17 protein-coding genes are annotated in these 23728 nt (G+C 65.9%); 1 reads left to right on the forward strand and 16 read right to left on the reverse strand.

Features of this window, described 5'->3' with window-relative positions; translation table 11 throughout:
* Window positions 1–100 precede the first annotated feature (100 nt).
* On the forward strand, window positions 101–1219 hold the full coding sequence (gene proB / locus BXU06_RS00465; RefSeq protein ID WP_077295997.1) for a glutamate 5-kinase: 1119 nt from the start codon (window positions 101–103) through the stop codon (window positions 1217–1219).
* Window positions 1220–1290: 71 nt separating this feature from the next.
* Here proB and BXU06_RS00470 read toward each other — a convergent pair whose 3' ends face one another.
* The 16 genes from BXU06_RS00470 to BXU06_RS00535 form a co-directional block, all read right to left on the reverse strand.
* Window positions 1291–2148: a hypothetical protein gene (locus tag BXU06_RS00470; protein WP_077295998.1), complete on the reverse strand. Its 858-nt coding sequence runs from the start codon at window positions 2146–2148 to the stop codon at window positions 1291–1293.
* Between the two features lie 18 nt (window positions 2149–2166).
* The gene (locus BXU06_RS00475) at window positions 2167–3189 is read right to left on the reverse strand and encodes a hypothetical protein (protein ID WP_077295999.1); all 1023 of its coding nucleotides are present in this window, start codon (window positions 3187–3189) and stop codon (window positions 2167–2169) included.
* On the reverse strand, window positions 3186–3776 hold the full coding sequence (locus BXU06_RS00480) for a DUF4255 domain-containing protein (protein WP_077296000.1): 591 nt from the start codon (window positions 3774–3776) through the stop codon (window positions 3186–3188). Before BXU06_RS00480 ends, BXU06_RS00475 begins: the two co-directional genes overlap by 4 nt.
* Before the next feature lie 319 nt (window positions 3777–4095).
* Window positions 4096–5463: an ATP-binding protein gene (locus BXU06_RS00485; protein ID WP_077296001.1), complete on the reverse strand. Its 1368-nt coding sequence runs from the start codon at window positions 5461–5463 to the stop codon at window positions 4096–4098.
* Between the two features lie 4 nt (window positions 5464–5467).
* Complete coding sequence (locus BXU06_RS00490; protein ID WP_077296002.1) at window positions 5468–9739, reverse strand: contractile injection system tape measure protein; 4272 nt, start codon at window positions 9737–9739, stop codon at window positions 5468–5470.
* A 2-nt stretch (window positions 9740–9741) separates the two neighbouring features.
* Complete coding sequence (locus tag BXU06_RS00495; RefSeq protein ID WP_077296003.1) at window positions 9742–12900, reverse strand: hypothetical protein; 3159 nt, start codon at window positions 12898–12900, stop codon at window positions 9742–9744.
* A gap of 3 nt (window positions 12901–12903) precedes the next feature.
* Window positions 12904–13608, reverse strand: coding sequence for a hypothetical protein (locus BXU06_RS17805; protein WP_216352516.1), 705 nt, complete (start codon window positions 13606–13608; stop codon window positions 12904–12906).
* Complete coding sequence (locus tag BXU06_RS00505) at window positions 13592–17575, reverse strand: baseplate J/gp47 family protein (RefSeq protein ID WP_150125050.1); 3984 nt, start codon at window positions 17573–17575, stop codon at window positions 13592–13594. Before BXU06_RS00505 ends, BXU06_RS17805 begins: the two co-directional genes overlap by 17 nt.
* On the reverse strand, window positions 17553–17984 hold the full coding sequence (locus tag BXU06_RS00510; RefSeq protein ID WP_077296005.1) for a GPW/gp25 family protein: 432 nt from the start codon (window positions 17982–17984) through the stop codon (window positions 17553–17555). Before BXU06_RS00510 ends, BXU06_RS00505 begins: the two co-directional genes overlap by 23 nt.
* Window positions 17985–17987: 3 nt before the next feature.
* Window positions 17988–18290 (reverse strand): PAAR domain-containing protein, encoded by a 303-nt coding sequence (locus tag BXU06_RS00515; RefSeq protein WP_077296006.1) that lies wholly within the window; start codon window positions 18288–18290, stop codon window positions 17988–17990.
* Window positions 18291–18306: 16 nt separating this feature from the next.
* Window positions 18307–20097: a type VI secretion system tip protein VgrG gene (gene vgrG, locus BXU06_RS00520; protein WP_171982066.1), complete on the reverse strand. Its 1791-nt coding sequence runs from the start codon at window positions 20095–20097 to the stop codon at window positions 18307–18309.
* Between the two features lie 5 nt (window positions 20098–20102).
* Complete coding sequence (locus BXU06_RS17625) at window positions 20103–20756, reverse strand: hypothetical protein (RefSeq protein ID WP_253189588.1); 654 nt, start codon at window positions 20754–20756, stop codon at window positions 20103–20105.
* 31 nt (window positions 20757–20787) lie between these two features.
* Window positions 20788–20952, reverse strand: a complete 165-nt coding sequence (locus tag BXU06_RS17630; RefSeq protein WP_171982068.1) for a DUF5908 family protein — start codon at window positions 20950–20952, stop codon at window positions 20788–20790.
* A gap of 3 nt (window positions 20953–20955) precedes the next feature.
* A complete protein-coding gene (locus BXU06_RS00525) occupies window positions 20956–21402 on the reverse strand; it encodes a phage tail protein (RefSeq protein ID WP_077296008.1) in 447 nt (148 codons plus the stop codon).
* 2 nt (window positions 21403–21404) lie between these two features.
* On the reverse strand, window positions 21405–21860 hold the full coding sequence (locus BXU06_RS00530) for a phage tail protein (RefSeq protein WP_077296009.1): 456 nt from the start codon (window positions 21858–21860) through the stop codon (window positions 21405–21407).
* A gap of 22 nt (window positions 21861–21882) precedes the next feature.
* Window positions 21883–23517: a phage tail sheath C-terminal domain-containing protein gene (locus tag BXU06_RS00535; RefSeq protein ID WP_077296010.1), complete on the reverse strand. Its 1635-nt coding sequence runs from the start codon at window positions 23515–23517 to the stop codon at window positions 21883–21885.
* Window positions 23518–23728 lie beyond the last annotated feature (211 nt).

Consider the following 23728-nt stretch of genomic DNA (forward strand, 5'->3'; position numbering starts at 1 on the left):
TCGGCAGATGCCGACTCGGGGAGCTCCGCTTGCCACGCGCTTCGCGCAGCCCGCCCCTGCTTTGTATAATGGCGCACCGCAACTTTCAGGAATGGCCTTTATGCAGTCCGTTATTCATGCCAGCCAGCGCATCGTGGTCAAAGTGGGCTCCAGCCTGGTCACCAACGACGGCAAGGGGCTGGACCACGCCGCGCTGAGCCGCTGGGCCAGTGAAATAGCCGACCTGACCCGGCGCGGCAAGCAGGTGGTGCTGGTGTCGTCCGGCGCGATTGCCGAAGGCCTGCAACGGCTGGGCTGGGCCACCCGGCCACATGCGGTACACGAACTGCAGGCCGCCGCTGCCGTGGGGCAGATGGGCCTGGTGCAGGCCTACGAAACCGCGTTTCGCGCCCACGGCCTGCAAACGGCGCAGGTGCTGCTCACCCACGAGGATCTGGCTGACCGCACCCGCTACCTGAACGCCCGCTCGACGCTGACCACCTTGCTCAAGCTCAATGTGGTGCCGATCATCAATGAAAACGATACGGTGGCCACCAGCGAAATCCGCTTTGGCGACAACGACACGCTGGGCGCGCTGGTCACCAACCTGATTGAAGCCGACGCGCTGATCATCCTGACCGATCAGCAGGGGCTGTACACCGCCGATCCGCGTAAACACGCCGATGCCCGTTTTGTCCACCATGCCCAGGCGGGCGATCCGGCGCTGGAAGACATGGCCGGCGGTGCAGGCAGCTCGGTGGGCACCGGCGGGATGATCACCAAGATCATTGCCGCCAAACGCGCGGCGCGCAGCGGTGCCGCCACGGTGATTGCCTGTGGGCGTGAGGCCAATGTGTTGTCGCGGCTGGCCGATGGCGAGGCGATTGGCACCCAGCTGATTGCCGCCGACACGCCGCTGTTGGCGCGCAAGCAATGGCTGGCCGACCACCTGCAACTGGCTGGCCAGCTGGTGCTGGACGCCGGTGCCGCCGACGCGGTGATCCACAAGGGCACCAGCCTGCTGCCGATTGGTGTGACGGCAGTGGATGGCGAGTTTCTGCGCGGCGAAGTGGTGGCCTGCGTGGATCAGCATGGCCGCGAGGTGGCGCGCGGGCTGGTGAATTACAGCTCGGACGAAACCCGGCAGATCATGCGCCATGCCACCCGCGAGATCGAGGCGATTCTGGGCTATATGGGTGAGCCGGAGCTGATTCACCGCGACAATATGGTCAGCGTGTAAAGCCAATGGGGCAACGCCCGGCGCTCCGGGCATTGCCCCCCCCTTCTGGCCTGTCAGATGCCAGCGGACGGTTAGCTGGCCTTGCCCTTGATGCCGCGCAGATTGGTGGCTTTCTGCAGCAGGTCAAACCAGAACGGCGCGCCAAACAGGGTGGAGAGCGCGGTCACCATCCAGCCCATGGTCATCAGCGCCAGCTGACTGGCCGAATACTGCCAGTACAGCACACCATCGCGCAGTTCAAACGGCGCAGTTTCCCAGCCTATGGGCAAGCTGGTCACGCTCAGTTGGTCCAGTGCGGTGTGCGCGTTGGCCAGGTTTTCCGGGGTGATGTTTTCCGCCAGGGTGGGGTGCAGCCACAGCACCTGAAACAGATGAAATGTATCAATATTGAACAGCATCGCCACCAGAAAGCCAAACAGCACCGTCCACCATTGCAGGGTGCGCTTGTAGCGCGCGCTGACCCGCTGCATGGCCGAATCAAACCAGTTGGCCAGCTCGGTTTCAAACTGGGTGATGTCGGCTGAGGCGCGCCGGTACATGCCGGTCATGGCCTGGCGCAATTGATTATTGGGGATGCGCTGGATGGCGGCGTTCAGGTCGCCCGGCGTGTTGGCCACGGTTTGCAGCACATCGGTCATTGCCTGGGCAAACTGGCTGGGCGACACATACGATGGCTTGTGGTCCAGGCTCTTGCTGCTGGTGGCCTGGCCATTGCCCAGCGGGTTGAACTGGGCATGGTTGTACAGGCTCAGGGCCAGATGGTTGACGTCCGGGTCATTCAGCAAGCGCTGAATCCCCTGCAGCAGGCATTTGCCGCGCAATTGCACAAACGAGGCAATCGCTTCGTTCAGCGAGCTGACAATCAGGCTGACCGCGCAAAAGCAGGCAATCAGGCCAATGGCCACTTCAAGAACAGTGCTTCCAAACATGCCGGGCTCCTTTTCGGGTTAAAAATACACGTAAGCATCCACCTGACTGCCGCCCTGGCTGGACGGGTTCAGTGTGTCAACGGCGGGGTAAGGCAGGGTAAGGTTCAGGCTGTGCGCGCTGCCCTGGCGTGATTGCAGACGCACGCTGTAGCGGCGGCCCGGTTCGGCCAGCAGGGTAATGCCCTGTGGTGAGGTGAACAGCGTGCTGGGCCGGTTGAACAGCGCGTCTTCCGGGCTGGCGCTGAAGTTGAGCCGCTGGCCAGTCTGCGTGTCATGCAACTGCAGCTGGCATTCCGCCAGCGGCACCGGCGGCGTGCCCAGCAAGTGGTAACGCCATTGCGGGCTGCTGGCCTCCAGCGATAAAAGATAGTCGGGCGGGGCCGTTGCCTGCAGCGCGCTGGCGTCAATCACCACCACGCCCCACGCTTGCGTCGGCACCGGGCCAAACCAGGCATCCAGCGCCGGCTGCTGATTCACCCTGAACTGATAACGCCCTTCCGCCAGCGGCCCCAGCGCCACCGGCAACTGCGCCAGCATCGCGGCTGGGCTAAGCGCCTGCCACACCGGCGCGCCCCAGTCGGCCTGGCCGGTTGGGCTGGCGGTGGCGGGGCACAGCGTCAGCGCGGCAGATTGCAGCGCCGGATTGACCGGCCAGTCAAATCGGGTGGGCGAGACGGGTAGGCGTGGTGCGTTGAGCGGGCCAGCCGGGTTGAGCTGGCCGGGCTGGCCGTGGGCCAGGCGAGCATCCAGGTAATACAGCCCGCTGCTGACCGGGGTGGCTTGCGCGGTGTAGCTGTCCAGCCAGGGGTCCTGACGCAGCAGCCAGAAACTCAGTAACGGTGCTGCCGATGGTGCGCTGCTGTCGGCACCTGGCAGTGCATACACCGCGCCGCCGTCGCCGCTGGGGCGAAACCGCCATTGCCGCCGCGCCAGTTCGGCCTGGCAGGCATCGCTGGGCTGCAGCTGCACCGCCGGGCAGCCATTATGGGCAAAGTAGCTGTGCTGGCAGCGCAATTGCCCCAGTAAACTGACCCCGCTCATGATGCGCGGCCCAGGTTGACATCCGGCGCGCTGACGTCGGGCGTTTGCCGGCGCGGCTGGCTTTCCTGCACGCTGAGCATGCGCACCTTGTACACCACCGATGGCTGGTATTTGGCCCCGAGCATGCCCCACAGATTGTTCATGTCCTGCAGGCTCAGGCTTTTCAGCTCGACGCTGAGCTTGGCCACGCCTGCCGGCCAGTCGGCGGCAGTTTCCGGGGTGAAATACGGGGTACTCTGGAAAAACCCCAGTGCGTGGCTCAGCAGGGTGAGTGCGTCCGGGTAGCGGGTGCAGGCGGCTGACACCAGAATGTCCAGGTTCAGGTGCAGTGGCGGGGCGATCTGGCTGGGGCTGTAGCCGTAGCCGACGGTGGGGGCAGCGGCTTCTTTTTCGACATTGAGCAGGGTGAGCACCAGGGTATTGTCCAGTTCGGTGACAGGGCTGCCGTCCAGCTTGGTCAGGTTGGACAGGGTGACCAGCGGCAGCCGGGACGGCAGGCGGCTGGCCAGTTGGTTGGCCAGTTGCTTTTGCAGAAAATTCAGGATGGTTTCCAGCATGGGGCGGTCCTTGGAGAAAATGGGCTGCATGGTTTGACTGCGCTGCGCGCAGGGTTGATTGAGACGGGGAGGCACCCCGTGCGCGCCCTTCTTTCTTTGCTTCGCCAAAGAAAGAAGGCAAAGAAAGGCGACCCGACTTCCGCGCCCAGCCTGCGGCTGGGTGCCCTGCGCTTCTCAACCCTCAGGGCCGGCCCGGGAACTCGCGTCGGCTGCGCCGCCGCTCAAACAACCGTGCCGGACGTCCCCCTGAGGGTCTGCGATGCTCGGCGCTGCATACGGGGGGTAAAGCGGCTAGGCACCACCGCCCGGTGCTATCACCGGGATTCGTGATTCAGTCAATATGCAGTCACTAAATCCGTCCATCCTTGCGCTGCTCCCGCGCCACGCCTTGCAGCAAATCCGCCTGGACAATCTGCGCCGGATCGCGCTGCACCGCCTGCAGCGCGGCATAGCGCAACACATTGCTGATGGCTCCGCCGCTAAGCTCCACCTGCTCGGCCAGGGTGGTAAGGTCGCAATCGGCGGCCAGCGGGCAGGGCAGGGTAAAAGCGTTGCGCCACAGCTGCAGCCGCTCCGGCGCGGCGGGCAGCGGGAAATACAGCATCGACTGAAACCGGCGGGAAAACGCCTCGTCGATATTGTTTTTCAGGTTGCTGGCCAGCAGGGTCACGCCGGGAAAATCTTCTACCCGCTGCAACAGATACGCCACTTCCTGATTGGCGTAGCGGTCGTTGCTGCTATTGGTCTGGCTGCGCTTGCCAAACAGCGCGTCGGCCTCGTCAAAAAACAGGATCCAGTTCTGCCGCTCAGCCTGGTCAAACACCCGCGACAGGTTTTTTTCGGTTTCGCCAATATATTTGGATACCACCAGTGACAGGTCTACCCGATACACCGGCATGCCGGTGGCCTTGCCCAGCAGGGTGGCGGTCAGGGTTTTGCCGGTGCCGGGCGGGCCGTAAAACAGGGCGCGAAAGCCGGGCTTGAGGTGGCGGTTCAGTTGCCAGTCGTTCATCAGCGTATGCCGGTGGCGAATCCAGGCGATGATTTCGCTCACTTCCTGGCGCAGCCCGCCGGGCAGCACCAGATCGTCCCAGTCCAGCGGGGTGGTGATGCGCTGGGCCGGAAAATCCTTGCCATAGTTGGGCTGGTGGGGCTGGCCGCTGGTCAGCAGGCTCAGGCTTTCCGGGCTGAGCTGCAGCGCTTGGCCCAGCAGCGCGGACAATGCCGGCGCATCGCTGGCGGGCAGCCCCCAGCTCAACACCCCGGCCCGGCGCAGGGGCGCATCGGCGGCAAACAGCGGGTACACCGGCAGGCGTCGCGCCATATCGTGGCCGGCCAGCAAAAACGCAGCGGTTTCCGCGCTGGGCCAGAAGCCGCGATGCTGCGGGCTGGGGCAGCCGGCAAATTCGGTAAATGGCTGGCCCAGCGTGCTGTTGGTCAGTAGTAGCAAATCCAGCGCCGACGGGCGCACATGCGGTGCCAGTGCCAGAATCAGCACCAGCCGCTCTGCCTCAGACAAACCCCATGCCGTCACCGCCTGGGTGTAGGCGGCGTCTTTCACCAGCGCGGGCGCGGGCGGCGGGGTGAAGGGCTGGTTCTGGAAATAACTGTCCAGCGCCTGGCTGATCCAGTGCTGCAGCCAGGCCAGCTCCTGCTCCAGTGCATGGGCGTGGTGCGCATTCCGGGTGGACGGGTGAAGGTGAGGGGGATGTGTCATGGTTTTATCTCCAGTGCACCCAGAGCACGCGCGGCATCCAGGGCAGTTTGATCATCGCCAGCCGCCACGGCAGGCTGTCGAGCAGCATGTCGTAGGCGCGTGGCGATACACTCAGGGTCAGGCGGTCATCGTGGTCACGCAGCTGGCCGTCGCGCAGCAAAAAGCTTTCGCGCAGGCCCGCCACCGAGGTGTGTTTCAGCTTGTCCCAGCGCTGGGTCACCATGTGCAGCAGGCTTAGCCCCAGCTGGGTGGCGTGTTCGTCTGGCGCGGCGGTCCACACCGGCGATTCGCTGGCCGGCATGCCGCACAGCAGCTTGTTCAGCCACAGCGCCGATTCCTCGTCATCGGCGTGGCCGCTGGCCAGAAACTGCAGCAGAAATACCGCCTGACTGCGGGCTGCGGCATCGACAAATACGCCGTCCACCACCAGGCCCAGCCGCTCGAAGTAATGGCCGATAAATGGCCATAGCAACACCAGCCCGGCGTTGCCGATGGCAATGGCCGGGCCGCTGCTGGCCGTGTCGGTTTCGGCATCGCGGCCAGCAGCGGGCTCAGCCGCTGGCACGCTGGCCGGGCGTGGCGGCGTTTCGGCTGGCAGGCTGTGCGCCACGGCCAGCTGCCACAGCGCCTGCACCTGCCCACGCGCCACCCTGGCGGCGCTGCCGGCCTGAGCGCTCAAGCGTGCCAGCAGCGCTGGCTGCCAGTGCGAGGCGCTCAGGCCTGTGTGACGGCGCAGCGATGGGCTGAAGCGGGCCAGCCAGTGCTGTGCCAGCCGTGCCCGCCGACCTGGGTCGGCCAGCAGGGCCAGCAGATGGTCCCAGGCCAGCGCCATGCCACGTTGACGCTGGCCAGCCGGCAGGCTGTGTGCCAAGGCGTCCAGCAGGCAGGCCAGCGCTGCGGCCTGAGGGTCTGGCAGCCACAGCCAGAGCAAACGCAGCCGCAGTGCTGGCGGCAGCTGCTGAATCAGTCGTTGCCGCAGCGGCGCGTGCGTCAGACCGGGCTGCAACGCGCGCCGCCAGTGCCGTCGCCAACCGCTGCTGCGCTGCGCCAGAGCGTGGCTGACGGCGTACAGCTGGCCCAGCTGCTGCCGATCCAGCGGCTGGCCGTGGCTGAGCAGGCGCTGCAGCGCGGCCAGTGCCACGGGTGCGCTTGGCTTTGCCGGGGCAGGCGCGTCCGGCGGGGGGCGATAGATCGGGCCTGGCCGGGGCGCGTGGGTGGCTGGGGTTGCCGCAGCGGCATCTGCGTCTGCGTCTGGCTGCGCGGTGTGCTCTGCCAGCCAGGCGCGAAACGGTGCTGTGGCCGCGCCGCCCTGCTGGCTGGCCGTGTCCGCCATGGCCTGACGGTACGCCGCCTGCGTCAGCCCCAGCGGCCCGGCCAGGCTGGCACTGATCTGCTCCAGCCACGCTTCGGCGGAGGGCGGTCCGGTCTGGCTGAGCTGAGCCAGGGCCATCTGGCCGTGCAACGCCAGGCAGTGCCGCCGCGCCGGTGGGCTAAGGAGCGGGTGCTGCGCCAGCGCCTGTGCGGTCCGCCACCAGTCAGCCAGCACACGGCTCAGACCGGGGTGTAGCTGTTGCCACAGGCATAGCAACGGCGCAGGCGGCAGGCTGGCCAGCAGACGCTGTTGCACATCAGGTCGGCCCAGTAGCGGGCGCAGTTGCGCCAGCCATGCGGCACCATCGGCGCGCTGCAGCTGGCGCAACAGGCGTCGCGCCGGGTCGGGCGAGCGGGTGCCGACCACAGGCCATTGGCCATGCTCCAGCCAGCGGTACAAGGCGGCGCGTTCGTCGGCGGCAGACGGCGGACTGCTGGCAGCCGGTGGTGGTAGAGGGCGTGTTGGTGCTGCTTCACCGTTTAACGCGGCCAGCACGTCAGCGTAGTCGCGCAGCAGGTGCAAGGCCAGCGCCTGTGCCAGCCGGGGCCGCGACCAGCCGTGCAGCCAGGCGTGCGCCACCCAGGGGCTGAGCTGGGCGGGGGGCAGCGCCAGCTGGCGGGTCAGCTGCCGCCAGTCCACGCCGGGGGCCAGGCGCGCCCACAGCGGCGCGTGTGCCTCGGCGGGAAGGCGGGCCAGATCGGGAAGCAGAGACGGCAAGCTCTGGCGCAGCCAGTGGGGGTCAAGCCGGGCTGCGCCATCGGGCGTGGCCAGCGCGTGGGCCAGCGTCTGATACCGGCTGGCGGGATGGCCGCTGGCCAGTGTCGGGGCCAGCGATGCAGGGCGGGGGTCTGGTGCGCTGGCTGGTGATGGCCAGCGCTGGTGCATGGCGGCCAGGTGGCGTGTCCAGGCGCTGGCGTCGCCCGTCAGGGCGGCATGCCAGTGCTGCTGCAAGCCCTCCCACAGCGGCCCGGCGGGACGCGCTTGCCGGGCCTGCGCATAGGCGGCGGTCAGCCAGAGGCGCGGCGGCTGGCCGCTGATGGCCGCCAGCGCTGGCCACAGCTGCGTCAGCCAGTCGCTGGCGGAGAGCGTGGCCGGGACGGTACTCCATACCGCCAGACAGGCGTCGGCCAGCCAGTCTGCCTGCAGTGGGGCGGCCCAGGCGCTGGTGCCAAGCCAGCTGGCCAGCTGCTGATGCTGGCGTTGGCGCGACAGTGACAGGCCCAGCCAGCGCCACAGCGGCTTGCGCTGGGCCGGGTTCAGGCTGCGCAGCAGACGGCGGCGGGCGGCTGGGTGGGCCAGTTCGGCGCGCAGCAAGGCCGCCAGGTGGGCTGGCTGGCTGTGCGCCAGCTGGGCCAGCAGCCCGGCCAGTGCCGGAGTGTGCCGGTCGGCGTGGCCGCGCAGGTGGGCACAGACTGCTGCGCTGTCGTGCTGGGCCGGGCTTTGCCGCGTCACGCCATCGGCCAGCGCCAGGTGTTCCAGCGTGTCGAGCAGGCTGCCGTGCTGGCCGGCACGGGTTTGCCAGTCTTGCAGGGTGGCGGTCAGCTGCTGCAGCAGTTCGGCGTAGTCCACCTGGTAATGCCGGGCGATGCGGCGCAGGGTGGCGGCGATGAAACTGCGCCGGTTGAACTCCGAGCCATGACTGACCAGCAGGTCGTGCAGGATCACCGACCACAGCGTGGTGTGAAACCCGGCGGCATCGCTGCGGACCAGCGCCTGTTGTTGCTGGCGCTGGCGCAGCTGCCGGGCGTAGCCGACGATGGCGTCGGCATGGCTGGGTTGCAGCAGTTGCACCAGCTGGCCCAGCAGCGCTTCCGGCAACTGGCTGGCCAGCCGGACGCTGACGGGCTGCGCGGCGCTGGCGTACAGCAGCTGGCGCAAGCTGGCTGGTGTGTAGGTCAGCGCGGCAGTCACCAGCGCGGCGGGCTGCAGGCGGGTTTGCCGGGCGAGCGCACCGTGTTCCAGCCACTGGCGCAGCGCCTGCCAGCGCTGCTGGCCGAGCGCGGTGTCTGCTGCTTCGGCGGTAGGCGTGGCGTGCAGGCTGCGCCCCAGTGCGTACAGCAGGGTGAGCAGGCCACTGCGCTGGCCGGCGCGTTGCAGCTGTTGTTCCAGATGGGCGGTCAGTTGCGCCAGCAGCACGGCGTAGTCCAGCCGGTAGCGCTGCGCCAGCCGGCGCAGGGTGGCGACCACAAAGCTGCGCCGGTTGAATTCTGAGCCGTGGCTGGCCAGCAGGTCGTGCAGGATCACCGTCCACACGCTGGCCTGAAACCCCTGGCGGTCGCTGCTGATGGCCAGTGCGGCCTGGCGCTGCTGCAACTGGCGGGCGTAGCTGACTATATAAGCGGCGTCGCTGGGCTCAAGCAGCGTGGTCAGCCGCGCCAGTGCGGTTTCCGGCAGGGTATGGGCCAGTTGACCGGCCAGCCGGGCCGGGTCGCGCTGGCTCAGCAGCAGCGGGCGCAGCGCCCCGGCATGGTTGTCCAGCGCCGTGGTCAGCCAGTCGGCCAGTTGCGCCGGGCTGGCGTGTGACTTGCCCTGGCTGATCCAGTCGCACAGCGCCTGCCAGCCGGGTGGCAGGCGGGGGGCTGACGGGCGCGACGGCGCGGGCAGGCCCAGCCGCTGCAGCTGGCTGCGCAAGGCATTGGCCAGACGGATGGGCAGCTCGCGCTCCAGGCTGGCCGCCGGCAGGCTGCCCAGGTCCAGAGTGAGCTGGCGCAGGTGCAGCCAGTCTTCGCCCGGTGCCGCCGCGTCCAGTGCGGCCTGCAGGCCATGTTCCAGCGCGCTGGGGCAACAGGCGGTGAGCCGCTGTTGCAGCGCCTGGCCGTGGCCCAGCCGGTCGGGGCTGGCGCATTCAAAGCGGATGTCCAGCCGCAGCTGGCCAATGCGGTGATGGCCGGGCAGTGCAGACATGGTCAGGGGGCCGGCGCGGGCAGCGCCTGCAAGAACTGGCGCAGCGCCTGGGTGGCCGCTTCAAGCTGGGCTGATGGGGTAGTGGCGCGCAGGCTGAGGGTTTTTTGCCTGGCCCAGGTGGCGTACAGGGTTTCAAACTGGCGCATCTGGTCAATGCCCAGCCAGTGGCAGCGGGCATCCAGATGCGCCGGGCAGTACTCGGCCAGCAGCACGTTCACGTAGGCGCGAAACTCCGGATTGCAAAAACGGATCGGCCAGTCAGGCAGCAGCACGCTCAGCCGGTAGCGGTAAAAGTCTTTGTCTGCCTCGCTGAGGGCATCCAGCTCGGCAGTGGGCGGGCGCAGCAGCAGGTGCTCCACCACATACAGCCCTTCTCCGGCGTACAGCGACGCCCATGCCGGCCCCTGGCGGCGCAGCCAGGCAATCAGCCGGTCGCGACTGTGCTCCAGTCCGGCGCGGTGGTGGCCGCGCAGGATGGGCTTCTGGCTGCCGTCCGGATAGCTGAACAGCAACTGATGGAAGCAGCCGCAGTCCGAGTGCGTGATCTGATAACGCACTTCATCGGTGCCGTACTTGAACAGCATGCCCAGCAGATTGGGGTCCTGGCTGAAAAACTGCAGGGTATGGTGGTCGTCGGCCTGGCTATTGGCCAGGCTGATTGGCGGTGTGGCGCTGAGTGGCGCGCGTGAGCGCGGGTAGCGCTGCAGCGGCTGTGTACCGCCCAGTCCCAGCCGCGCTGCCAGCAACTGCTCCAGCCCGGAGCCGCACGGCAGCGGCTGGGCCAGCCGCAAGGTAAAGTTGTGGCCATGGCCGCGTCGGGCGCTCCACAGCGGGTAGTTGAACAGCAGCGCGGCTTTCCAGCTGGCCAGTTCAAGCAAAAACCCATCGGTATGGGCCGGACGGGGGTCAAAGCTGTGCAGCAGCGCATCGTCAAAGTGCTCGTTAAAGCGCGCCAGCAAGTGGTTGAGAAAGCGGTTGCGCCGTTCCGGGTAAGGGGCGAAGCGCGCCATCAGGCGGTTCAGTTCGGCCAGATAATGCTGGCGCAGCGACGGACCGGGCGGCGGTGCATCCTGTTCGGGCAGCAGTTGCAGGTGCTTGCCAGTGGGCGCGCACTGGCAAGCCAGCTGGCGCACCCAGTCGGCCAGCGCGTGTGCGGCATGGCAGCAGGCGGTTTCGCTGGGGTGGCGTTGCGGGCTGACGGCCAGGGTGTGGCCGTCCGGGTGACGCAACACCAGCCCCCAGTGGCCGTCTGGCCAGCGTCGGTAGCTGTAGTGGTGCGGGTAGCGGCCAAAAAACAGCACGTCGTCCACTTTGGCCGGGCGTTCGGCCAGCCGACCCGGCCAGTAGGCGCACAGCAGCAGCTCGCCCCTGGCCCCGGTGATGCGCAGGCCCAGCGTGCCTTGCCGATGCTGGCGGATGGCATGCTGGGCCTGCGGCTGCGACAGCTGGCCAAGCAGGCGCTGAATCAGCGCCTGGGCGTCGGCGGCGCTGGCGCTGGGCTGCACCGCGTAGGCCAGCGCCACGCCGTCGTCATCACACAGCTGCACTTGCACCCGGCCCTGGCCATCGGGCTGCTGTCGGTAATTGCCCGGCTGGCGGCCTGCCTGGGCAATCCGCTCTGCCAGACGGGATGCCGCCTGCGGGCTGGCCAGCCGGGCGCTGCGCAGGCACAGGGTATGGCCGTCCAGATACACGCAGACAATCTGTCGCCAGCGGTGGTCTGGCTCTGCTGGCGGTTCGGGCGGGGCCAGCACCTCCAGGGTATTGGGCGGCGCGTAAGGCTGGCTGGCGTCGCCCACCAGCGACTGGGCAAAATAGCTTTGCGCGCTGGCCGGGGCCAGGGCAAACAGCTGGCGGGCATTGGCCAGCTGGGCAAAGGCATTGCTCAGCACCTGCTCAAACAGCAGCAGATAGGCACGCAGCTGCTTGACCTGGGCCTGGCGGCGCACGCCAGCGCTGACCACCTCCGGCGCAAACAGCGCACTTTCGTCATTGGCCTGCCAGTTCAGGTCGGCGGGCACGCCGTAGCGGCCCAGGCCATAGGTTTGCGGAAACTGATGCTGGATGGAGTCGTAGCGACCAATCTCCAGCGCCCGCCCGCTGGGCAGCTGGCCATAGGCCAGGCTGGCGGTGGACAGCTTGACGGCGGCTTCGCGGGTCAGGCCATCCGAGCGGTTTTTCAGAAAATAATGGCGCACCCGCGCCGCGTTGAGGGTGACTGGCGTGCCCTCCGCATTGATCACCTGAAACGGCCAGTCCGCGCCGGCTTCCGGCAGGTCGATAAAGGGGATGGAATCGGGGTCGAGTGTCAGGGTTTCCTGGGTGGGGTCGGGGACAAAATGCAACTGGCTGAGCCGTTGCACGCCCGGTGTGGCCAGCACAATGCTGGCGATGTGCTGCAGACTAACCTGGGTGGGCCGGGGTTGCAGATCGGCGTCGTCGATGCTGCCGTAGTGCAGCAGCGGCCCCTGATAAATCTCGTCCGGTGGTTCGCCGGCGGCCAGGCGGGCGTCGATGGGCCGTGGAATCGGGCAGGGTGCCAGCTTGAGGTCGAGGTTGAACAGCACGTCGCCCATCACCTGGTCGGCCTGGTAGCCCGGCTTGAGCTGGATCACCCCGTGCAGCGGCAGCGCCTGCTGCCTGAGCACCGACACGCTGACCAGCTCGTCGCCCAGCAGGCGGTTGGCGTGCAGATGGCGGCTGACGTCGGCCATCAGCGCATCATCGTCGCCCCAGCGGAATTTCTCGATCAGGCCACGGTACAGCCCCGGCAACGCGCCCACCACCGGCTCCAGCCAGATGTTTTTCAGCCCGGCCACCCGGTCGTACAGGTATTTGCGGTAGTCGTTGGGCGTCAGTGGCGCGCAGGTCAGGATGTCATTGCCGGTAAACAGGCTGTTGCGGTCGATGCGGCCATTGGCGTCGGCCAGCAGGTCTTCCACCCGGTAGTGGCCGCGCAGGCCCAGGTCTGTCAGCGCGTAGGCCAGCTGCTCCAGGATGGTCAGGCCGGGGTCGTGCTCGTTGTAGTCGGTCCATTGGTCCGACGACATGGCCTGGGTGGCCTGAATACCTTCGGCCAGTAGCCCGGCAAAGTCCATGCTGGGCGGCAAGGGGTCGGGAAAGCTGTCCAGCAGCGGGGTCGGAGAAGACGGTTCACGCATCGCTTAGCTGTCCTGCGGCGTCAGCTGGCAATCGATCTGCGCCGGGTTGCCATAGCTGTCCACGCCAAAATCGCTGCGCGCGCGCAGGCTGAGCTGGAACTGGTCCTGCGGGCCGGGCAGCCAGCCAAACTGCACGCTGTGCCAGGGCAGAATGCTGTCGCGGCTGACGGTTTGCTGGATGCGTTTGTGATTGCTGCCGATTTCCACCCTGGCGTGGTTGCTGATCCGGTAACTGGCGCGGGCACTGACCGTGCTGGCCACACACAGCCAGACGCCGGGGGTGGCTGTGGTGACGGGCAGGGTGTACCAGCGTCCGTCGGCAGCCACGGTAAAGCGCCGGCTGTCGGGCTGCTCGGGGGTGGGGGCTGGTTCAGGCGCGGGCGGCGTGGGATCGGGTGGCGTCGGCTCTGGCGCGGGCGGATCCGGCAGCGGGCTGGGCGCAGGATCTGGCACAGGATCTGGCACAGGATCGGGCGCGGGCGTTGGTGTCGGCGCAGGGGTGGGCTGCGGCGTGGGAGCGGGCTCGGGCGGGTCGCTGTCCGGATGGCGGCTGCGCCAGGCGGCAATCATCTCGCGCAGGGTGCGCAACTCGGTTTCGGTGAGCTGGTCACGCGGAATGAACGAGTCGATCAAATTGGCAAAATCGGCCCCGGTGGGAATGGCCCCATCGGCAAAGGCCTGTTTCAGGTCGTCAGGTTTTTTGACCATGGCGCTCGCGCTCGTGTGCAGTATCGGGCAGGGCCGAAACAGGCAAGTTCAGAAAATAATAAGGAGAAGGCGGGCTGGCCTGCAGGCAGTCGGGGGCCGGGGCGTACTCGAAGCTCATCACATCTTCGCCCACCACCATCTGGCCAATGCCATAGCGTTGCGGCGGCGGGCTGATAAAGTGCTGCCGGGCTGGCACCAGCACCGACCAGGGCGTGGACGGAATCAGCGCGTCGTCACGGCCCAGCCAGCGGGTGCAGCGCTGCTCGCCCTGGGCAAACACATGCAGGGCGCTCAGCATCACCACCCTGGCTACGCCGGGCTGGTTGGCCAGATAAACATACAGATCGTTCATATTGCTGTTGCCGCCGCCAATCGGCAGCGCCTGGCTGCTGTCGCTGCGCCAGGGGGCCAGCCAGGCGCTAATCTGGCGGTTGAGTTGATTCCGGTAGTAGGCAAAGTCGCTGCCGGAAACCAGCTCGACCTGCACGCACACCTTGATGTCTTCGTATTGCGGACTGAACACCCGGATGTCCGGCACGCTGGCGCTGCTGTGCGCCAGCAGCAACTGACGGATGGCGAGCAAGGTGGGCACCGGCACGCTGGGCTGGTCGCTGAAGGCGCTGCCCGCCGCCGGCTGGGGGACCACCACCACGCCCAGCGTGCCTGGTGCCAGCGGCGCACACGGGTAGGCGCGCTGGCGCAGGGTGGCCGGGGTGATGCACTTGGCCTGCGAGACGCTGGCAAAAGCATCCAGCGTCAGTTGTTCAATGTCCAGCGCACGCACCACCCGCTGCTTGTGGCGCAGCCGCTGGCTGACCCGCACCCGGAAAGCCTGGGCGCTTTCCGCCGACACGCCGCCGGCGGTGGGCAGCGCCTGGCGCAGGCCCTGAATGCCCGCCGGTTTGCTGACAAAACCCTGCAGGCTGTTGGCCGGTTGCGCAGCGGCGGCCATCGGGTTCAGGCCGGTCAGCACCTGGGTGGCCAGCGCGCCCTGGGTATCCAGCAGCGTGGTATGGCTGTGGGCGGCGGGCTGGTCGCTGACTGCCGCCAGCCAGAACAGGCCGGACGGCATCAGGGTGTTGTCCTGATTCTGCCGGCGCGGCTGGGTTTGCAGCCGCAACACGCCGCTGCCGGTCAGCCCTTGGGTGCTGTCGGACAAGCGCTCGCTGGCGGCAAAGCGCTGCCACTGGTTATCCAGCAGATAATACCAGTCCACCGTGCCAGGGCTGGCTGCTGTGCTGGCGCTGTGCGGCCAGCCCTGGCGGATGGCCTGCTGCTGGGCGTCGGTTTCGTGCATGCCAAACAGCAGGGAAATGACTTGCCCCGGCTGCACGCCGCTCAGCCCGATATACAGCTGGCCAGGACGTTGCAGGCCGTCGAGCAGGGTGTTGCCATGCGCGGGGGCGGCGCAGTGGCCAAACGGCCCCAGATGAAAGAAACACGGCATCAGCGTACCCAGCTCATCCATTGCCCGGCTGCCGTACAGCTGCTCACTGGCCTGGTAGTCCAGGCTCAGGCGGCTGGCTTGCGGGCTCAGCGGCGGGTTGGGCCAGCACACGCTGGGTGCCACCGGGGCTGGTAGCGGCGGGAGTGGGGGGGCAGAGGGGGCGGCGACTGACGAGGTAGCGGCGCTGCCTGGCGCGGGTGCATTGACCGGGGCTTGCAGGCTGGCGATGGCGTTGTGGGTCAGTGCAGCGGCGGCCTGCAGGCTGGCGTTGGTCAGCAGCTGTGGATATTGGGCATGGCCAAAGCCGCCAGCAGGTGCCAGCAGCTGCATCGACAGTTGTTCCCACGGCTGTGCAGTCTGGCCGCTCTGGCGCAGGGTAAAGCTGACCGAGGTTTGCTGCGGCGCATCGGGTTGGTTGCTGAAGCTAAACAGCGGCTGGGGCGCGCCCAGCTGGCTGCGCCGCCCGGCCTGGGTCAGGGCAAAGCCTACCTGGAAACTGCTGTTGTACACGGTGGGCGGGCCATAGCCGGCGTAGTGCTGGGTCAGGTCCAGCGGGGCCAGCGGCAGGTTGAACCAGTCAAGGCGCAAGGTGGCCCACTGGATGGGCTTGCTGGCCAGCTCCGGGTCACGCAGCTGCAGATAGCTGCCCACCACTGGCGCGCTGCCCAGCGGGAAAAACGGCTGGGCCGGGTTCAGCGCCCCCTGGCTGTTGGCCAGCTGCGCTGGCGTCAGCCCCACCACGGTGGCGCGCAGGGTGATCTGGCTCAGCTTGAGCTGTTGCAAATAGGCGTAGGGGTAGACTGGCGCATCGGGGCGCAGCAGGAGTTTCAGCCGGGGCCAGGGTGATTGCCCGCCGGCTTCCTGCGGGCAGGCTGGCCCGGCTTCGATGGCCGGAAAGCTGGCCGGCAGCAGCAGGATCAGCTCCAGCCAGCCCTGCTGGCGATTGCCACAGACGCTGACCTGGCTGACCTGCTGCCAGCCGGCGGCGGTGGTCAGCCAGATATCGCAGCTGGCGTTGATGGCGCTGGCCACCCGCGCATTCAGTTGCGCTGGCAACAAGGCCGCGCCATCGCTGAGGGTATTGGCCACTGCGTTACGGTAGGCGCTGGCCACCTGGTCAAAGCTGGCCGACATCACCGTGGTGCTGTCGCTGGCCGGGTTGGCCAGCGGCGAGCGCGGCAAGGGGCTGGGCTGCTGCTGATATTGCAGGCGCACGCGCAGTGTGCGGCGTCCGCCGCGCAGCAGCAGCAGCGGCGAGGTCAGCAGCAGCCCGATGCTGGCCAGCGGCGCGCTGCTGCCGGCCACCGGGTTCTGGCTCCAGTCCTGGCCAAAGGTGGGCCAGCCCGCGTCCGGCGCGCTCAGCGGCGCGCCCAGCCCATCGGCAGAATCCGCCTGCGGCGAGGCGTACAGCCGGCCAACGCCTGCCGGGCCATCGGGCCACAGTGGCCCGCCCGACGCGGCGTAAACCGTGCTCAGTGCGGCCATCCGGTCCTGATTGACCACCAGATCGTAGTCGAGCGTGTAAAGCAGGTCCTGGCCATTGGGCAGCTTGCCGGCCTTGATCAGGCTGCCCGCCGGCACCAGGCTGCCCTGGCTGCCGGGGCTGGGTTGCAGGCTGAGCAGTGCATGGTCCGGGGTGGGCGCACGCTGTTGCAGGCGCAGCACGGTGCGGTAATAAAATTCCAGATGCCGGTCGGTCAGCGCGTTGGCGTCGGCCTGGGCGTGGCCCAGCAGTTGCAGGAAGGCGGTAATCAGCGCGGTATGCGGCTGATGGCCAAAGGTGGTGGTCAGGCTGTCGGCAAAATACGCACGCATTGGCGGCATGCTGTGCTGGATGCGCTCGATGAACGACTGCGCCACGGTATGCAGGTCAGGCGTTTCCAGCGGGTTTTGCTCGCGCGCACTGCATTGCCATAGCCCGAGCAGCCAGTCGCGGTCTACTGGGCCAAGCTGCTGGCGGGTCAGCCAGGCTTGCTGCCAGCGTTGCCAGCGCTGGGCGGTGTCAGGGCTGGCGTTCAGGCTTTGATACAGCGGCGACAGTTGCTGACGAATCAGGTTTTCCAGGCTCAGGCTGGTGGGCGTGCCCAGGCTGGCACTGGCGCTGATGTCCTTGGCCTTGAGCGCCCACTGGCTGACCTGTTCAAACAGCGCAAACAGTTCGGCCAGCAAGTGGGTGTTGCGCCGCTCGGGCTGGCTTTCGCCGTGGACAATCCGTTCCACCCGATGCCACTGCTGGCGCGGGTCAAAGCACAGGATGCGGGCGAGCAGAAAGCTCAGGTCATCGTCCAAAAACCCTTGCCAGTTGCCCTGGCGGCTGCCGTCCAGCTCGATAAAGCTCAGCTGGCGGGAAAAATCCGCCACAAAGCACATCAGTTGCGCCAGGTCGCGCCCGTCCACCGGGGCGTAAGCCGGCGTCAGCGCGGCCAGGCCGCCGTGGCTGCGCTGGGTGCCGGTGTGCGCGCGGGCCTGGCCCGAGCGGGCAGCCAGCGCCATCCGGTCAACGATCAATGCGGCGCACATTGCTGCCCTCGGCAAAGTAGAACGGAAACACCATATTGCTGCGGGTATTGGTCTGGCGGATCAGGTACACCAGGGTAATGCGCAACTCGCCACCCAGCGCACCCTGCGTGTCAAACTGCACATCCTCGAGCAGAATGCGCGGTTCGTAACGCAAGATGGCGTCCTGAATCAGGCTGTGCAGCTGGGTCAGGTTGTGCTGGTTCATGGCGTCGAACACATGCAGATGCAGCGGGCAGCCGTAACCGGGCAGCATCACCCGTTCACCCGGCACAGTGGAAAACAGCACCATCAGGCTTTGCCGGATATCGGTTTCGGCGCTGACCATCTGCACCTGATGCTGATGGCGGTCAAAGCTGGGCGGAAACGCCCAGCCCCGGCCAAGAAACTGGGCGTTGTTGGCGCGGGCCATGGCTTAACCGCCAATCAGCACGGTAAAGCAGCCCAGCACCACGCTGCCGCCATGGGCGGTGCTGTCACCCAGGCGCGCAGCGGGCTTGCCGCCAATCAGCACGGTGGAGGAACCCTTGATCAGGGTGTCGGGCGGGCCAACGCACACCAGCGAATCACCCAGCACGGCAGCAGGCAGGCCGCCAATCAGCACGGTGGGCACACACGGGCCGATCAGCGGGCCGCCCACATGCGGAATCGGCGGCAGGCCGGGGGTCTGCATCGGGCAGGTGTGCATATCGGTCAGGCGGGCGGCGGGTTGTCCCATGGGGTGGCCTTTGTGCTCAGTTGATCATCACCAGCGCACCTTTGACCGTGGTCTGGCCCGAGGCGCTGAGTTCGGCGGTGGCGCTGCCGGCAAGCTTGGCCCCGATCTGGGCGGTGGCCTCGACATTCAGCCCGGAGGCTTTCAGGTCTTGCGTGGCGGTCAGCGTGGTCTTGCCGGTGCTGGAGGTGGCGATATCGCCAGTGGCGGTCAGTTTGATATCTTTCGGGCTGGACAGGGCAATGCCGCTGCTGTCCAGCTTGATCTGGTTGCCGTGGCTGTCCTTGATCAGGATGGACTTGTCGTCGTCGCTCATCACCAGCTGATGGCCGCCTGGCGTGCTGGCGGTGAGGATTTTTTTCTCGTCGTCGAAGGTCAGCTTGAGCTGGCTGCGGGTCACCAGCGATTTCAGCGTGTTCTTGTTGTCCGGCGTGGCCGGCGGGGTGTGCTGGCTGCTGTACAGGCTGCCCAGAATCACCGGAAAGCGCGGGTCGTTGTTGATGAAGCCCACCACCACTTCGTCGTTGATTTCCGGCATGAACTGAATGCCAAAGCTGTTGGACGCATACGGCGAACCCAGCCGCGCCCACACGCCGTTGCTGTCGGCGTCAATCAGCGCCAGCTTGACCTGCACCCGGGTCTGCCCTTGTGGATCGCTGTCGATCTTCATTACCGTGCCGGTGTGCAGCCCGGAAATGGCCGGTAGCTGGCCGGCCGCCGGGGCGGCTTCGATGTGCTGGGTGGTATCGACAAAGCCTTGTGGCGACAGGCCAAAGCCCACTTCGGTCAGCCAGTTGCCATCGGCCAGGGTGTGACCAACGCTGGCGATGAAGGCATCGCCGTTGAAGCGTGCGCCCAGCCCGGCCAGCTCCAGGGTTTTGCCCGGCACGGCCTGCGCATTGCCCTGAAACACCACGGTGCCGCGAATCCGCGCTAGGCGAATGCGCAGCAGGCGGGCGTTGGCCCAGTGCTTGAGGTCGGCCTGTTCCAGCGGCGCGTTCGACATCAGCTGCAGCGCGCCAGTATCCAGCACCTTGGCCAGGGTATCGCCGCTGAGGTTGCCCTGGGCATTCACGCTGGGCGCGCTGCTGCTGGCGCTGAGCGTGGCCTGGCTGCTGATGTCCCAGGCCATGGTGGACACTTCGCTGACCTGCGGGCGGGCGTCGATATCGGCGTCCAGCGCGCGCAATGCCTCGCCGTAGCGCACCACCAGCCCGCAGCTGTCTGATACCGCCGGGGCCTGCACGCTGACCGCGCTGTCGTTGACCACCACCAGCAGGCCATTCAGGTCGGCGCGGCTGAGGAGGTAATCCCAGTCGCTGCTGTTGTGGCGCACCAGTTCTTCGTAGGTGACCGGGGTGCTGTCCACCGTGGCGCTCAGGCCGGCGTCACCAATCAGCTGCTGGATCACTGCCTGGTCGGTTTTTTTCAGGTACACCGCGCTTTTGCGCCCGATGGTCATTTTGACTGCGCTGTCGGCACATTCCAGAATCAGCTGCGCCGCGCCGCGTTCGCGCACGCGGATGCTGTGCTTGACGATCAGCCCCTTGAACACGGTGGCCATCTTCTGGTGATAACCGAACTGGATTTCCACCTTGGCCCCCGGCACCAGCAGGCTGCTTTCGCTCAGGGCAAAGGTTTCCTGGCTGGGGTCGCCGTCGTTCAGCACTACGCGCGCGCTGCCGATGCGGTTGACTTCGCGTCGGGTGGTCACGCTGACCAGCTGGCAGGTGTCGGGCAGGGTTTTGCCATTGATCAGCAGCGTGGCGGAGACCAGGTCAGTCTGGCCTGCAAGCGGAGAGGTGTTCATGGCGCTCACAAAGGTGGAAAAATAATGGTCTGACCCGGCTGCAGGTCGCGCAGGTGGGTCAGACCATTGTGGTTGGCCACCATCAGGTAGTGGCGGCTGTCGCCGTAGATGCGCTGGCACATCAGCGGCAGGGTGTCGCCTGCGCCCACCTGACGCAGGTGGGTCATGTCTGGTGAGTTTTTGCCACTGAGTTTGGCAATATCGTCCGGCGACAGATATTGCTCGAAACTCGGGGTCAGTTTGGCGCGCAAGGGCAGGCCATTGCTGTCGAACAGGGTGTATTCGATCGACAGCTGGGTCAGCCGGCATTTCAGCGACAGGGTGCCCCAGATCAGCATCAGGTAGTTGGGGCTGTGAATCGTGCCGTTGTACTGGTAGGCCACTTGCCGGAATTTCTTGATTTCATCGCTGACGGTCAGCGTGCTGACCACGCCGGTGCCATCCAGGTAAAAGCTGAAGCTCAGGGTTTCCGGGTTGATGCGGTGGTATTTGGTGGTGGTGCCTGCCGTGTCGGTGGTGGTGCCGGGGCTGTAGCTGGTGGAATGGGTGTGGCTATAGGTTTCCGGGTTGATCTGCACGCTGTAGCTGTTCGTGCCGGAAGCCTTGCTGGTGTATTGTTCGTCGCTGTAGGCAACAAGCGTCAGCTTTTGCAGGCCCATCGGCGTCACTCAACTTTCCTGATGAACACGATCAGCGTTCGCTGGCGTGCTGCAGCTGGGCGCGCAGGGTTTCCTGGCATTGTTCCAGAATCTCCTGCTTGGCCTGTTGCAGTGCGGCTTCCCAGTCGGGCGTCGCGCCCGCCGGGGGATCGGTGACCACCAGGCGGATGGTCAGTTCATGAATTTCAATCGGCATTGCCTAGCTCCTGCGCAATTGCCGGTAGGCAAACTCCAGCGTTTCCACGGCAATATCGTTCTGGTTGGCGTTAAAGGCCCCCACGCTCCATTTTACCGGCCAGGCGTGGGCGCAGTTCCAGGTCAGCAGCGGGCTGCCGGTTTCATCCAGCAGAAACACGTTCAGATCGTAGCATGTCACACTGCCGGCCCATTCGGCCTGCAGCACCGACTGGCACCATTGGGCAAACTGCGAGCCCTGGGCCAGAATGCCACGCTTGAGAATCAGATTGCCATACTTTACCCGCCCTGGCAGCCGGTGGCTGAAGGCATTTTCGCCCCCTTCCCTGATTTCTTCGACCTCGATTTCGCTGTCCAGACCCGATACTTCGCTGAATGCCGCGTCGTCGTCGGACGACGACCCGGCAATCTGCACCTTGAAATAAAAGCCCGCCGGCGGGTAGTAGCTCATACTCAGCTATTGGCGATGGTCAGCCCTTCGTGGGCAATTTCCAGCGTTTCCACTGCCACCTCATTGCCGTCAGCCTTCAGGTCGGTGCCGGTAATTTTGGTGGGCCAGGCGTTTTGCAGGGTCCAGACCATGGTTGGGTTGCCCTTCTCGTCCAGCAGCTTGATCACCACCGGCACACGCTTGATGGTGTTCATGCTGATTTGCGAGTACCAGTCCCAGAACTTGTTGTCCTTGACGAAAATGCCTTTTTTCAGCGTGACATTGCCCACCTTGTTGATACCGGGCATCTTCACCGTGGAGAACTGCTTGCTGTTGCCGGCCCGGTATTCAATGATCTGGGTTTCGGTATCCAGCCCGGATACTTCCTGGAAAGCCAGGTTTTTCTGGTCGCCGATATCCACGGAAAAATGGAATTTCGGTAGCGGCCAGATGCTTGGATCTTGTGCTTCACCTGCCATGGCGAGGGCTCCTCTGGGTCAATCAGGAAACTTGCATTTGTTGTTGGAAGGTCAGCTCGATGAATTCTGCCGGGCGAACAATCGCCACCTTGACCGTCACCCGCATATAGCCGTCCAGAATGTCGTCGGCGGTCATGGTGGAGCCCAGCCCCACCGCCACGCTGAAGGCATCCTGCGCCTTGGCACCGGCCAGCGCACCGTTTTTCCACTGGTTGATCAGGAAGTTGGAAATCATGTTCTGCACCGCCACCCAGGTGGAGGCGTCGTTAGGGGCAAACACATAGCTGATGACGGCAGCCTTGATTGATTGCTCCAGCATGATCAGCGTGCGGCGCACATTGATGTAGCGCCAGTCCTGGCTGTTGCCGTCCAGCGTGCGTGCGCCCCACACCACCAGGCCACGGCCCGGAATGGTACGGATGGCGTTGACCGCCTTGCCGTCCAGCGGCATGTTCAGGTCTTCCTGATCGTCCGAGGAGATGTCCACCGCCGGCGATACTGCCAGGGCAATGCTGGTGTTGGCCGGTGCCTGCCACACGCCCTGATTGGCGTCAGTCAGCGCATACACCCCCACCATGGCGCTGGCGGGCGGCAGCAGGTTCACCCGCAGCAGCATGTCGCTGATGATGCGCTGGTACAGCGGGCTGACTTGCATCAGCTGGCTGTGGTTGCGGGCAATGGTGGCCGGGTCGGGTGTGGTGGCTGCCGTGGCGGCGGCATCCGGGGTAACTGGCTTGTCGGTATCGGTGCCGGTATCTGTTGCTGGCGCAGGGGCTGGCGTCGGAGCCGGCGTGCGCGCCAGGCTGGCGTACAGCGCCTTCATATTGGTGGCCATCGGCGCGGCAGGCTGCGGGTTCATGCTGGTCAGCTCGCTGTTCAGCGCGGTGATCAGCAGGCTCAGCGAAGCATCGTTCAGGTTGTTGTAGCTGATGGTGCTGGCGTCCACCACATTGAAGTTCATCCACGGGTAGTAAGCCGCCGCGTAGTTGAGGAAGTTGGTGCCAATTTTTTCGCGAAAGCCATTGGTGCCGGAAATGATGTCGGTGTCGGCATCATGGGTACGCGCGTTGTCGCCACCGCAAATATCGATGATGGCCATGCGGCTTTGCATCTTGTTGCAGTGCTGCAGCGCCTGGCCCCACACCCCGTTCCAGTCGTCGATGGCCAGTAACGTGGTGTCCGGCGCCACCACCAGAGTGACATCCAAGACCTTTTTCAGCGCATCGAATGGCGCTTCTGGCAGCGGGTTTTTCGGGTCTGGCGTGGGCAGGAAGTCGGTCATCAGCTTGCCGTTCTTCACGGCGTCAGCATAGCTGCCCACCGATATCACATAGGCCGGGCCGCCACCATTGGCAAAAAACAGCGCCACGCTGTGGTAAAGGAAGAAGCGGCTCGTTTCCTCTTGCGCCACGGTGTAGGACTTTGTGTCCGCGCTGGCCGTCAGGGTGAACTGCGGCGCGTAAGGCCCGCCAAAAAACTTGATGTAGTCGGCCATCGAGGCGATGTAGGTGGGCACGTATTTCTTGCTTACCGGGCCGTCAGCGGCGGTTTCGGTGTAGCCAAGAAATACCGGAATCGCAGTGGGCACCGCCACCACCGTATTCGGGAACGCATCTTTTTCGACGATGTACACGCCGGGTGTCTTGTATTGCATCATCCCTCCGATTTCTGGATGCCGCCCACGGGCAACGTCATGCCGCTGCGGATCGGGTCATGAAAGCCAGGCTGTCTGGATGGACAGCCCGGTGATTGCCGGATGGTGACAGCCGGTGCGCCACGCCTTGAGCATGCAGCTCCACACGCCCGTCATTCAAAAGCGTATCGGATTGTTATGGATTTTGACGGGTATTTCAAGGGGGAGGTAAGGA

Origin of the sequence: Aquaspirillum sp. LM1, from assembly GCF_002002905.1 — a bacterium.
GTDB lineage: Bacteria > Pseudomonadota > Gammaproteobacteria > Burkholderiales > Aquaspirillaceae > Rivihabitans.